The following is a 12,445-nucleotide window of genomic DNA, read 5'->3' as shown; positions in this document are numbered from 1 at the left end:
GCGGGTCAGGAGCCGCTCAGGTCGCGGGTGAGCAGTCGAGCGAGCGTGTCGACGACCGGTGGGTCGAGCAGGGACAGGTGGTGACCCGGCAGCGGCGCGACGGTGAGGTCGGTGCAGTACGCGTCCCAGCCGAGCGCCGCGTCGGCGCGCTCGTAACGGGGGTCGCGGACCGTGTGCGGGGCGGTCTCACTCGCCCGGTACAGCAGCGTTCGCCCCTCGTACCGCCCGGGCCGGTGGCGTTCGCCGCTGCGCAGATCGAGGTACGAGGTCCGCTGGTGCTCCAGTGCGGAGGGCGGCAGCGTCACGGACTCTCCGAGCATCTTCATCACGAGGGCGATCTGCGCGGTGTCGTCCAGGGCGGCGAGTTCGTCGTACGGCAGGTCGAGTGGGGCGCCGTAGGTGCGTTCCACATACGCGGCGAAGTCCGCGAACCGGCGCCGAGCGGTGTCCGCCGGGGTGCTGCCGGGCGGTGCGGGCAGCGGCAGTACCGCGTCGAGCAGAACGAGCGCGGAGACGGTGCCGTGCGCGGTCAGCAACCGAGCGGTCTCCTGCGCGAGAACACCTCCGTACGACCAACCTCCCACGATCCACGGACCGTTGGGCTGTACCTCGCGGATGCGGCGCGCGAACTCGACCGCGCGTCCGGGCACGTCGTCGGGGTCGTCCTGCCGGTCGAGTCCGTACAACGGCCGCTCTCCGCCGAGCCGTTCGGCCAGCCGGGCGTAAACACCGGAGGAGCCTCCCGCGGCGTGGGCGAGGAAGAGAGGGATGCCGGGGCCGGTGGAGGGGAAGACACGCAGGCGCGTCCCACCGGGCTTCTCGCCGTCCGGGGCAGCGGTACCGCGCAGCTCCTCGGGATCCGGAGGGGTCGAGGGTCCCACGGAGTCGCCCAACAGCTCGGCCACCGCTCGCAGGGTTCCCCGTCCGAGCAGCGTCCCCGGCGCGACGGTGACCCCGAACTCGCGCTCCACCGCGCCCCGCATCCGCACAGCCGTCAGCGAGTCGAGGCCGAGGTCGGTCAGAGGCACATCGGGGTCGATCCGGTCGGGGGCGTATCCCATGACCCCCGCCACGCACCCGCGGAGCCGCTCGACGAGACCCGCGTCGCGCGCCGCGGGGGCGATCGTGGCCGGCCCGGTCTCCTCCCCGAACCAGAAGCGGCGGTGGCGCCAGCGCGGCGAGGGCACGTCCACGATGCGGCCGCCGAGCCGCTCACGGAGCCCGGTGACCCGTACGCCGTTCACGAGCAGCGTGGCGAGTGAGGTGCGGAAGGTCAGTGCGTCGTCGGTGTTCTTGCGCAGGGTGGGGACGACGAGCGAGCCCTCCGGCAAGGTGTCGGTCAGGGGGTGCAACTGGGTGGCGTGCGGCGCGACTTCGACGAAGATGCGGTGACCGTCCTCGGCTGCCGCCCGCACGGCCTGGGCGAACCGGACGGGCCGTCGCAGGTTCGCCACCCAATACGCGGCGTCGTGCGGGGCGGTGCCCCGGGGGTCGTCGAGCACGGTCGAGTAGCGTCGACACTGGGGGTCGCTCGACGGCACCTCACCCAGCTCGCGCGCGAACTCACCCAGCAGTGGCTCCACTTCGGGCGAGTGCCCGGCCCCCGACACCCCCAGCGACTGCGCGAACCCGCCCTCCGCCGTCACCCTGGCCACCAGGCTCGCCACATCGTCGGCGGACCCCGTCACCACGCTCTGCGCCGGCGAGGCGTGGACGGCGACCTGGAGGGTGGGCAGGTCCCTGGCCAGCACGTGGATGTCGCGCTCGGAGCGGTCGACCACGGCCATGGCGCCGCCGGTGAGTCCCGCAAGGAGCCGGGAGCGTACGGCGACGATCCGCGCGCCGGTCACCGGATCGAGGGCCCCGGAGACGACAGAGGCGGCGATCTCGCCCAGCGAGTGGCCGATCACTGCGGCGGGTTCGAAGCCGTAGGACCGCCACAGCTCGGCGAGGGCGAGCTGGATGCCGTACAGGACGGGCATGACGACGGCGGGTGAGGTCGGATCGGCGTCCGTTCGCAGGCTCGTGGTGAGGGAGACGCCCGCATGCCAGCGCAGCAGGGGCTCCAGCCGCTCGACGGCGGCGGCGAACGCCGGTTCCGCGGCAAGGAGCCGCCGTCCCATGCCAGGCCATTGGGAGCCGTACCCGGAGAACACCCATACAGGTCCGGGGCCGCCCGGTGACCCCTCGCCCGTGACCAGGTGCGGCGACGGTTCGCCCGCGGCCAGGCACCGCAGAGCCTTGGCCGTCTCGGCTCTGTCACGGGTCACGACGGCCGCGCGACAGGGTCCCCGGCCCGTGCGGCCCGCGAGGGTGCGGGCCACGTCGGTGTCGGGTACGCGTGGGGCGCCGGGGAGCCAGTCGGCGAGCTCACCTGCGTACGACCGAACCCGGTCCTGGGTCGGGCCGTCGATGAGCAGCAGGGCGGGCTGTCCGCTCGGCCCGAAGGGGCGGGCGCTCGTTCGGTGTTCGGCGAGGACGACATGGGCGTTCGTGCCGCCGAATCCGAAGGCTGAGACGCCCGCGGTGGCCGTTCCCGAATAGCGCGGCCACGGCTCGGCCGAGGTCACGACGCGCAGGCCGAGTCCGTCGAGGTCGGCGTGCCGGCCGGGGCGGGTGAAGTGCAGCTGGGGCGGGATCTCGCCGTGCTGGAGGGCCAGTACGGTCTTGATGAGCCCGGCGATTCCGGCGGCGGCCTCCAGGTGTCCGAGGTTGGTCTTGGCCGATCCGATCAGCAGGGGCTGGTCCAGATCGCGCCCGGCGCCGAGCACCGCGCCGAGGGCGCCCGCCTCGATGGGGTCCCCGAGGGGTGTGCCGGTGCCGTGGGCTTCGACGTAGTCGACGGTCCTGGGGTCGCTGTGCGCCTCGGTGAGCAGGGCGCGCTGGGCCTCGCCATTGGGGGCCGTCAGGCCGTTGGACCGTCCGTCGGAGTTGACGGCCGTCGAGCGGACGACCGCAAGGACGCGGTCGCCGTCGCGTTCGGCGTCCGCGAGCGGCTTGAGTACGAGGACACCGCATCCCTCACCGCGGACGATCCCGTCGGCCGTCGCGTCGAAGGCCTTGCAGCGGCCGACCGGCGACAGCGCACCCGCCCGCTGCAAGCCGAGCGTGACGGCGGACGTGAGCAGCACGTTCACCCCGGCGGCGAGCGCGGTGTCGCACTCTCCCGTCAGGAGGGCGCGTACGGCGTGATGGACCGCGACCAGGGAGGACGAGCACGCCGTGTCGACGGCCAGGCTCGGGCCGCGCAGGTCGAGGGCGTAGGAAAGACGGCCCGCCGCGATGCTCAGCGCGGCGCCCGTGGCCGTCCAGGCGTCGGGCGCGGCCGCCGTGAGATGCGCGTACTCGTTGCCGCTGATGCCGACGAAGACGCCGGTCCGGCTGCCCGCGAGCTCCGTGACGGGCAGCGCGGCATGATCGAGTGCCTCGCGGGTGACTTCGAGGAGCATGCGGTGCTGGGGGTCCATGGTCGCGGCCTCGTGCGCGCCGATGCCGAAGAACTCGGCGTCGAAGCCCGCGATGTCGTCGAGATAGGCGCCGTGCCGGATGACGTCTGACTGCAGGGAGGGCTCTCCTCGGACGCCGCCGTATGCGGTCGGTTCCCATCGGCCGGCGGGGACGGTGCCGATCGCGTCCCGGGCCTCGGTGAGCAGGCGCCAGTACGCGTCGGGCGTATCGGCGCCGCCGGGGAAGCGGCAGCCGAGGCCGATGACCGCGATCGCTGTCGCGGGTCCCTGGGGAGTCTTCGGCGCCGCCGTCCGGGGAGGCTTCTGCGTGAGCCGCGCCACCAGAGCGTCGATCGTGCCCGTGTCCCACAACAGCGTGTCCGGCAGTCGCCGCCCCACCAGGTCGCCGAGCAGCGCGGTCAGGGCCACCGCGTCGCGCGAGGTGAGCCCCAGTTCCGCCAGTGGCCGGTCGTCGGTGATGTCGGCGGGGTCCAGGGCGTACCAGGCGCGCAGCCGGCCGATGATCACACCGCGAATCTCCGTGCGCGAGGGGCTCATCGGGGATCGAACCCCCCGTCGAGATAACGCGCCCGAGCGGCCGTCCGGGCCACCTTTCCGCTGCTCGTGCGGGGCACGGAGCCCGGTGGGACGATCAGCAGCCCGCCGAGTCGCAGCCCGTGGCGTGCCGAAACGGCAGCCCGTACGGTGCGTTCCGCTTGGCGGGCCGCGTCCGCCGTGGGCTCGGCGCCGCGGCGGTGCTCGGCCACCACGACGAGTTGTTCGCCGGTGCTGTCCGCGCGGGGTACGCCGAACGCGGCAAGCCGGCCTTGGCGGACGACGTCCACGGAGATCTCCACGGTCCGCTCGATGTCCTGGGGATAGTGGTTCCGCCCGTCGACGATGATCACGTCCTTCAGGCGCCCGGTGACCAGTAGCCGCCCGTCGTGCACGGCACCCAGGTCACCGGTGCGAAGTCGGCCCTGCGGATCGCAGAAGGCCCGGTCGGCCCGTTTCCAGTAGCCGCGCCCGATGTTCGGACCGCGCAGCCGGATCTCGCCGACGCAATCCTCCGGCAGCCGTTCGCCGTCCGCGTCGACGATCTCCACTTCCTGTCCGGCGGGCACCCCGCACGAGACGAGTACGGCCGCGTCCTCCGCATCCGGCAGGACTTCGACGCGCCCCTCCGCCAGCGCGCCCGCGTCGCACACCACGGTCGTGGGAGGCGTCGCGCCCGCGTCCGCCGTCACGAACACCGTGGCCTCCGCTAGTCCGTACGCGGGTGCGTGGGTCGCCGGATTCAGGCCCGCGGGCGCGAACGTGGCGTGGAAGCGGTCGATCGTGCCCTGCCGCACCGGCTCACTGCCGTTGATGAGCACCCGTACGCGGTCCAGGCGCAGTTCGTCGAGCACGGCCGGGTCGGTGCGGGCCACGCAGTAGTCGTACGCGAAGTTCGGGGCGGCGCCGATCGTCCCGTCGTACGCGCTCAGCAGGCGCAGCCAGCGCGCGGGTTCCTCGAGGAAGGCCACCGGGTCCATCAGGACGGACGGGAAGCCGCCCACGACGGGCGCGGCGATGCTCAGGACCAGGCCCATGTCGTGGAAGAGCGGCAGCCAGCCGACCGTGGTGGTGGCCCCGGGGTCCACGCCGAAGGCGTCGATGGCCTGGCGGGCGTTGGCGACGACGTTGGCGTGGCTGATCATCACGCCGGCCGGTTCGCTCGTGGAGCCCGACGTGTACTGGAGGTACGCGATGTCGTCGGGGGCCGGCACGTCTTCGACCTCGTCGAACGCGAAGCGCTGGAGGGCGAGTTGGTCGACGGGGACGACCGGCACCACGGGCAGGTCGTGATCCAGGACAAAGGCCTCCACGGCGATCGCAGTGGTCGAGTCGGAGAGCAGACAGGCGGGTTCGCAGTCGGCCAGGACGGCCGCCAACCTGCTCTCATGGCCCGGGAGTTGGGGGCCGAAGAGGGGCACGGCAATCACCCGGGCGTAGAGGCAGCCGAGGAAGGCAGCCGCGTAGTCGAGCCCCTGCGGCATGACCAGGGCGGCCCTGTCTCCGGGAGCGACGAGGGCGACCAGCCGGTCTGCGACGGCGCGGGCGCGGGCGTCCAGGGCCCGCCAGCCCAGGGTGCGGTGCAGTCCTTCGGAGGCCGCGTTGGGGAAGTGGACGTGGCTGAAGGCGCGTTGCTGCGGCCGGCGGAGGGCCCAGTACCGCAGATGGTCCGGCAGTGGAGCGTCGGCATCTGGCCGGGCGGAGGTCATGGCGGCTCCAACTCGTGGGGAAGGTGGTGCTGTTGCCCTGGGGGCGGGCGAACGGTGGGGTGATGCACCAGCGTCCGACGCGGGATGCCGGTCGGGTTAGACGACCTGTTGACAGTTCGTCCTCCCTCTTCTGTCAGCTCGCTGACAAAGCCGTGGTCCCGATTCGGCCCCCGGGGACAGAGCCACGGCGACGGCGCGCCCCGGACAATCCATGTCACCCGAAATCGGGTGGCGAGGCGCATGGAGGGAGCGACGACGGTGGGACGTGGACGGCTGTTCGCGCTGCTGGCACTGCTCGCGCTGACCGGTTTCCTCACGACACTCGACAACACGGTGGTCAATGTCGCCCTGCCCACCGTGCAGCGCGAACTCGGCCTGACCGTGACCGACTTGGAGTGGGTGGCCGCCAGTTATGTACTCAGTTTCGGCGCGCTGCTGCTGCCCGGCGGGCGGCTGACCGACCTCTTCGGACGCCGGGCCGTGCTGGCCACCGGAATCGCAGTCTTCACGGCAGCCTCGGGCGCGGCGGCCCTGGCGGACAGCGGGGGCACCCTCGTCGCGGCCCGCACGGTGCAGGGGGTCGGAGCGGCCCTGGTCATCCCGGCCTCGCTGGCCGTCGTGGCCGCCGATCTGCCCGCGCGGCGGCGTTCGACCGCCGTCGGGCTGTGGACCGCGGCCCTTGCCCTGGCGCTGGCGCTGGGGCCCGTGGTGGGTGGCTTCATCACCCAACAGTGGTCCTGGAGCTGGGTGTTCGCACTGAACGTTCCCCTCGGGCTGCTCGCCCTCCCGCTGGTGTCAGCCGTCCCCGCCGGATCCGGCGAGCCCGTGCGCGGCGCCCTCGACCTGCCCGGCGTGCTCCTCTCGGTCGTCTCGCTCTACCTCCTCACGTACGGGCTCGTGCGCGGCGGCGAGCACGGCTTCGACAGCGGTCCCGTGCCGCTGTGTTTCGGCGTGTCGGCGCTCGCCGCCTGCGTGTTCGTCGTGGTACAGGCACGCACCCCGCGCCCGCTCGTCGAACTGCGGCTGTTGCGCGACCGGTTCCTGACCGGCGGGGTGCTGGCGCAGGTGCTGTGGGGCATCGGCGTCAACGGCGTCTTCTTCTCCACGGCCCTCTACCTCCAGCGGATTCTGGGGTTCTCACCGACCCGGGCAGGCCTGGCCTTCCTCCCGCTGGCCGGAGTCCTGTTGCTGTGCACACCGCTGGCCGAGCCGACGGCACGGCGCCTCGGCGCCCATGTCTCGATCGCCGTGGGGCTCGGGCTGGTGGCGCTCGGCCTGCTCCATGTATCGGGCACCGGGGCGCACGCGGGGTACTGGGATCTGCAGCCCGGGCTGCTGCTGATCGGCGCGGGTTCCGCGCTGACCACTCCGCTGACCGTGCGCTGCCTCGCCGGGGTTCCGGACCGGAGCACGGGGATGGCCGGCGGACTGGTCAGCGCGGCCCGCGAGGTCTCCGGCGTGTTCGGGGTGGTGCTGGTCGGTGTGGTCCTCACCCGCCGCGAGCGCTCCGAACTGCGGTCCGGATCGGATCCGCGCAATGCGTTCCTGGCCGGGTACGACCTTGGGCTGCGTCTCGCGGCCTGCTGCGTCCTGGCGGGTGCGCTCGTCACCCTGGTCGCACTGCGCCGCCGTGGCCGGCATCGGCGGGTGGTTGCGCGAAGCCGGGGCAGAGAGGTCAAGCGGCGGAACGGCACGGGGCCCGGCGCACCCGGCCGGGTCGTCACCAAGTGACAATCCTCACCCCGATGTCTGTCCGCCTTTGATGAGCCCCGGCCGGTTACTGGCGGGTATTGTCTCCGAGCCGCTGACCCGGCGCACAGGAGGGAGCCCGAGCGATGGACGATGAGCCCAACGGCCCGTTCAAGGCGTTCCCTTCGGACCTGCACGACCACCTCAGACCGTTCTTCGACGACATCAGGGAAGAGGTCGTCCGAGCGATCAAGACCGAGATCCCCGAGTACGCGCGCCCTACGGACGACACGTACATGCAGGTCGTGCACCGCGGTGTGGAGCACGCGTTGCAGGGGTTCCTGGAGCGGATGGCGAAGCCGGACACGGACTGGGAGCCGGTGACGGCGACCTACCAGCGCATCGGGCGGGGTGAGGCGGACGAGGGGCGCAGTCTCGACTCGTTCCAGTCCGCTCTGCGTCTCGGCGCCCGGGTGACCTGGCGCCGGGTCAACGCGCTGGTCGACGCCGAGTTGCTGCCCCGCAAGGTGCTGGCCGCCTTCGGCGAGGCGCTGTTCCTGCATCTGGACGAGATGGCGGCCGCGACGACCGCGGGCTACACGGAGGCGCGACTGCACGCGGCGGGCGAGTTGCAGCAACGGCGCACGCGGCTGATCGACCTGCTCACCGCCGATCCGCCCGCGTCGGCCGAGGCGATCAGCGATCTCGCGCACACGGCGCGCTGGCCGGTCCCGCGGGCCGTGGCAGTGGTCGCGATCGACTTCGGGCCGCGGCCCGCCCCGGCGGCGCGACCGATCGTGCCGCCGGAGTTCCTGGCGCGGTTCGATGTGCAGCCGTCCGTTCTGGTCGTGCCCGACCCCGACGGGCCGGGGCGCAGGCGGGCGGTCGCCGGGGCGCTGCACGGATTGCGTGCGGCGATGGGGCCGACCGTCACGCTCCAGGAAGGCGCCCGCTCGTTGCGCTGGGCGGCCGAGGCACTCGATCTGGTACGGCGGGGCATCCTGCCCGACACGGAACTGGTGTGCTGCCAGGAGCATTTGGCCACCCTGCTGCTCTTCCGCGACGAGGCCCTGGTGGATGCGATGGCCGAGCGTCGGCTGAGTCCGCTGAACGCGGTGCGCTCACCGCAGCGGGAGCGGCTGGCGGAGACGCTGCTGAGCTGGTTGCAGTCCGGGCACAACGCCAGCGAGGTGGCGGCGCGGCTCGCCGTGCATCCGCAGACGGTGCGCTATCGGATGCGGCAGCTGGACGAGCTGTTCGGGGACCAACTGCACGATCCTACGGTCCAGTTCGAGATGCAGCTGGCGTTACGGGCGCTGGCCCTACGGCTGACGGCCGTGTCCCGGCGGGGTCAGTGAGGTCACGCTCTACGCAACATGCGGTTGGCACCCGCGGCGGCCGTCGTCGCGAGCAGCCAGCCCAGGCACACGAGGACCACGGCCGCCCACTGCAGTCCGCCGCGGGGGCTGAACGCCTGCTCCTGCCCGAAGTCGACGAGCGGCAGCACCAGGTCGAAGGTGTAGATCGCCGCCTGGAAGTGAGGCGGCTTGCCCGGGTCGATGGCCTGCGGGGGCCACCGCGTGAACAGCAGGATCCCGCTGAGCATGATCGCGCACAGCCACCACACGGCGCGCATCGGCCGATAGCCGTAACCCACGGTGATGTTCTGGAGACCGCTCCACACCCGCCCCGGCCACGGCAGCGTGGCGCGCAGGCGCCGCTGTTTGGCGAGCAGGACCGTGCGCGCGTCTCCGTCGTGACCGTGCTGGCGATACGCGGCTGCCAGCTGTTCGTACGGCTGGGGGGTGAAGCCCTCGGGATCGCCGGCGAGCAGAGGAAGCCGCTGTACGGCGGGGAGTTGGGGCAGCAGGCTCTCGTAGACGACCCCTTCCAGGCGCACCGCGGTCGGCCAGCTGTCCGGTGTGCCGCGCAGGATCGTCAGGCGGGTGTGGCTGAGGTCGACGGTTCCGCGCATGGGCTCGCGAGGGCGCAGATGGAGTTCGGACGCGGTGGAGCGGCGACAGGTGAGGGCGGGAGTCCCGGACGGCACGTCGATCACGGCGTCCTGGAAGCAGACCCGGCTGCGCACAGTGATGCTGCTGAGCGTGACTCTGCCGCGCGCCGTGAACCCGTCGCAGCAGTTGAACACGGCACCCACGTCTATGCCGTGGGCGCGCAGCGCGGGCCCTTGTTCAGCGGTGAGCGAGGCGCCTTCGAAGAGGGCGCCGCCACCCACCCGGGCGTCGCACAGATCGACGGTGCCCTGCGCGACGAGCCCGCCGCGGCAGTTCAAGTCACCTCCTATGTGCAGTCTGTTGGCCTTGAGCGCGAGCCCCGACGGATTGAGCAGCTCGGCCCGCTTGAGCACGACACTGCCGCGTACGGAGGTGTCCCGCAGGTCGGTGCAGCCGTCGACGCGCAGCCCCGTACCGGCCTGGATGTCCCCGCCGATGGTGGCGCACAGCAACTGCAGCGCCCGCTCACCGCGCCGCTCACCATGCCCGGTCAGGCGGCTGTTCTCCAGGTGCAGCGAGCCGCCGATCGAGGCGCCGTAGAGATCTATGGGCCCCTCCACCCGGCACCCGGAGATCTCGCACTTCCAGCCGGTCGTGACGCCCACGGCCGACAGGCCCGGCAGCACGCAGTCGCGCATCTCCAGCGCCCCCAGGTGCGCGCCGTCGAGACAGGGGGCTTGCTCGAAGTGGCAGTTGCGCAACCGTAAGGTCCCCGCGACAACGGCCTCGGCCAGGTCCAGCCGCCCGGTGATCCGCACGTCCCTGAGCCTCAGCCGCGGCAGATGCCCCGCCTCGGCCGGAGGCGGCGCCAGCAACAGCCTCCGCACGACGGACGCCCGTACCTCGCCTCCGTCCGCGAACCACTCCCCTCTGCGGAAAGCGGCCCACATCCCCCGTTCACTCCCGCTCCAACCACCCGGCGCGAGGCTGCCCGACACGTCAACTCCCCCTCCAGCCACGGAAATCCCGTGCATCGCTACCCCCGGGAGTGCGCAGGGCAACCCGAGGCACCCCGTGACTTCCTGGACAGATGTCCAGCTAGAGTGGACACCTGTCCATGAAACAACCGCTCGACACCGACTTACGAGGGAGCTTGCCGACGATGGATACGGTCGCGAATGTGCTGGTGGGTCTTGTGGCCGCGCTGCACGCCTACATCCTGGTGCTGGAGATGTTCCTGTGGGAGAAGAAGCCGGGGCGGGGGCTGCACGGGTTCGACCCGGAGATGGCCCGGGCGACCGCGCCGCTGGCCGCCAACCAGGGGCTCTACAACGGGTTTCTGGCGGCGGGCCTGGTGTGGGGTCTGATCGCCGCGGATCCCACCGGGTTCCGCGTGCAGGTCTTCTTCCTGGTGTGCGTCGTGATCGCGGGTGTGTACGGATCGGTCACCGCGAACCGCCGCATCCTCTTCGCGCAGGCCCTGCCCGGCGCGGTCGCCCTGGCCGCCGTCCTCGTCGCGCGGTGACGCCCGAGGACCCGCGGGCAGCCCGGACCCGGGCGAAGCTGCGGCAGGCACTGCTGGAGGAGTGCGCCGAGCGGCCGCTGGAGGAGGTCGGCGTCGCCGCGCTGGTGCGGCGGGCGGGGGTCGGCCGGGCCACGTTCTACGTGCACTACACCGACCTGGAGGCGCTGGCCGTCGACGCCTGCGCCGATGTCGTGGGCGACGCCGTGGAGGCACTGCACGCGTGGCGCGGGCGACCCGACCCGGTGTCCGCGCCACCCGCCCTCCGCACGTTCTTCGCCGAACTGGCCCCCCATGCCCCCCTCTATCGCGCACTCCTCGGCCCGGGCGGCGGTGGCCCCCTCGGTCTCGTGCTGCACCGGGATCTGCGCGCCCGCAGCCTGGCCGAGCGCACCCTCGTGGGCGCCCCGGACGCCCCGCTCGTGGCCTCCGCTGTCGCCGCCACCTTCGCGGGGGTCCTCGCCGACTGGCTGCACGGCCTGCTGGAGGGCAGCCCGGAGGAAGTCGCCGATCAGGTCTGGCAGTTGCTCGTCGCCCTGCACCGCAGCCGCTGACGGATCACTTGCAGCCCACCTGCTGCTTGGTCGCGGGCCACGCCTCCACGCCGTCGGGTGTCCGGATGTACGCCGTCGACTTGCCCGCCGTCAGCCAGAGTTCCCAGTCGTGGAAGCGGTAGCCGGTGTCCCGCGCGCCGACCGGCATACGGGCGTCCTGGTCGTACGCGGCGGTGAGCACCTCGCTTCCGAGCACCCTGTGTGGATCGCGCGCGTACTGCCTGAGCTCCTTGCCCTGGCCCAGCCACAGGAAGTGCGCGCTTTCCCAGTCGCAATGTTCCGCGCCGGCCGAGCTGCTCACCTCGGTGGTGGGCACGCGGCGGCCGTCCCGATCCGTCCAGATCTCGTACCGCGAGTCGGTGAAGCTCGCCGGGAGTTCGGAGGGGTCGCAGGAGGCGTTGGTCTCCGGGCCCCAGCCGGGACGGTGCGGCTGGTCCTTGGCGACCACGACGGCCACTTTGGTCCTGCCCCGGACGTCGTAGGAGAACAGGACGCGGTCCTTTTCCCTGCGCTCCACCCGGTAGCCGTGGTCCGGCAGCTCTGGCTGGTCCATGTCGAAGTAGGCGTTCAGGCCCTCCTCCGGCGTCGAGCCGCCGTCCTCCCTGCTCCACCTGTCGCCCCCGCCGCCCAGGTAGATCTCGCCGTCGCACTCCAGCGCCCGGCCCGCCGCGCCCGAACTCTCCATGGCCGCGCGCACGCCATCGTCGCCGGTCTCCTTGACCGGCACGTCCAGCGCTCCGGAGTACGGGGTGGCCGGGGGCGTTCCCTCGACCACGAGGTCGTCGCGTGTCCCGTCGTCGCACCCCACCACCGTCAGGCCGACGAGAGCCGCCGCCGCGATCCACTTGCGCATGCCCACCCCTGTTCCCCGAACCGCCATCTCGCTCCTGTGACGCACGAGGGACGCGGATCGTTCGGCGGCCGGCGCGTGGCCGGGCACGTGCGGCCCCTAGTAGGACTCCGTTAGGTCTTCCTCTCGGCCCTGTTTGGGAGCATGTTGGAGGTGTGGACGCAC

8 protein-coding genes are annotated in these 12,445 nt (G+C 72.3%); 4 read left to right on the top strand and 4 right to left on the bottom strand.

Translation table 11 applies throughout. The annotated features are described in order from the left end of the window. Positions 1-5 precede the first annotated feature (5 nt). A complete protein-coding gene (locus IEY95_RS15020; protein WP_189186535.1) occupies positions 6-4,004 on the bottom strand; it encodes a type I polyketide synthase in 3,999 nt (1,332 codons plus the stop codon). Then, a complete protein-coding gene (locus IEY95_RS15015) occupies positions 4,001-5,710 on the bottom strand; it encodes a fatty acyl-AMP ligase (RefSeq protein WP_189186534.1) in 1,710 nt (569 codons plus the stop codon). Before IEY95_RS15015 ends, IEY95_RS15020 begins: the two co-directional genes overlap by 4 nt. A gap of 258 nt (positions 5,711-5,968) precedes the next feature. On the opposite strand from IEY95_RS15015, the gene IEY95_RS15010 reads away from it, so the two are divergent. Further along, the gene (locus IEY95_RS15010; RefSeq protein WP_229702963.1) at positions 5,969-7,441 is read left to right on the top strand and encodes an MFS transporter; all 1,473 of its coding nucleotides are present in this window, start codon (positions 5,969-5,971) and stop codon (positions 7,439-7,441) included. Between the two features lie 104 nt (positions 7,442-7,545). Further along, positions 7,546-8,757 carry a PucR family transcriptional regulator gene (locus IEY95_RS15005; RefSeq protein WP_189186532.1) on the top strand — a complete coding sequence of 404 codons (1,212 nt, stop codon included), beginning with the start codon at positions 7,546-7,548 and terminating at the stop codon, positions 8,755-8,757. A 2-nt stretch (positions 8,758-8,759) separates the two neighbouring features. Here the strand turns inward: IEY95_RS15005 and IEY95_RS15000 are convergent, their stop codons facing one another. Continuing rightward, positions 8,760-10,352 (bottom strand): bactofilin family protein, encoded by a 1,593-nt coding sequence (locus tag IEY95_RS15000; RefSeq protein WP_189186531.1) that lies wholly within the window; start codon positions 10,350-10,352, stop codon positions 8,760-8,762. 164 nt (positions 10,353-10,516) lie between these two features. Between IEY95_RS15000 and IEY95_RS14995 the strand changes: the two genes are divergently transcribed. Both IEY95_RS14995 and IEY95_RS14990 read left to right on the top strand, forming a co-directional pair. Beyond that, positions 10,517-10,879 carry a DUF1304 domain-containing protein gene (locus IEY95_RS14995; RefSeq protein WP_189186530.1) on the top strand — a complete coding sequence of 121 codons (363 nt, stop codon included), beginning with the start codon at positions 10,517-10,519 and terminating at the stop codon, positions 10,877-10,879. Further along, positions 10,876-11,430, top strand: coding sequence for a TetR/AcrR family transcriptional regulator (locus tag IEY95_RS14990; protein WP_189186529.1), 555 nt, complete (start codon positions 10,876-10,878; stop codon positions 11,428-11,430). The genes IEY95_RS14995 and IEY95_RS14990 overlap by 4 nt, the downstream gene beginning before the upstream one ends. A gap of 4 nt (positions 11,431-11,434) precedes the next feature. Here IEY95_RS14990 and IEY95_RS14985 read toward each other — a convergent pair whose 3' ends face one another. Next, positions 11,435-12,283, bottom strand: coding sequence for a hypothetical protein (locus tag IEY95_RS14985; protein WP_189186528.1), 849 nt, complete (start codon positions 12,281-12,283; stop codon positions 11,435-11,437). Positions 12,284-12,445 lie beyond the last annotated feature (162 nt).

Source organism: Streptomyces albiflavescens (genome assembly GCF_014645835.1).
GTDB classification, from domain to species: Bacteria; Actinomycetota; Actinomycetes; order Streptomycetales; family Streptomycetaceae; genus Streptomyces; species Streptomyces albiflavescens.
Note: the sequence above shows the minus strand (reverse complement) of the source record. Positions and strands in the feature narration are given on the sequence as shown.

Excerpts from the sequence above, each read along its gene's own strand:
- IEY95_RS15020 (WP_189186535.1), bottom strand. The coding sequence starts at position 4,004 with ATGAGCCCCTCGCGCACGGAGATTCGCGGTGTGATCATCGGCCGGCTG.
- IEY95_RS15015 (WP_189186534.1), bottom strand. The coding sequence starts at position 5,710 with ATGACCTCCGCCCGGCCAGATGCCGACGCTCCACTGCCGGACCATCTG.
- IEY95_RS15005 (WP_189186532.1), top strand. The coding sequence starts at position 7,546 with ATGGACGATGAGCCCAACGGCCCGTTCAAGGCGTTCCCTTCGGACCTG.
- IEY95_RS14995 (WP_189186530.1), top strand. The coding sequence starts at position 10,517 with ATGGATACGGTCGCGAATGTGCTGGTGGGTCTTGTGGCCGCGCTGCAC.
- IEY95_RS14985 (WP_189186528.1), bottom strand. The coding sequence starts at position 12,283 with ATGCGCAAGTGGATCGCGGCGGCGGCTCTCGTCGGCCTGACGGTGGTG.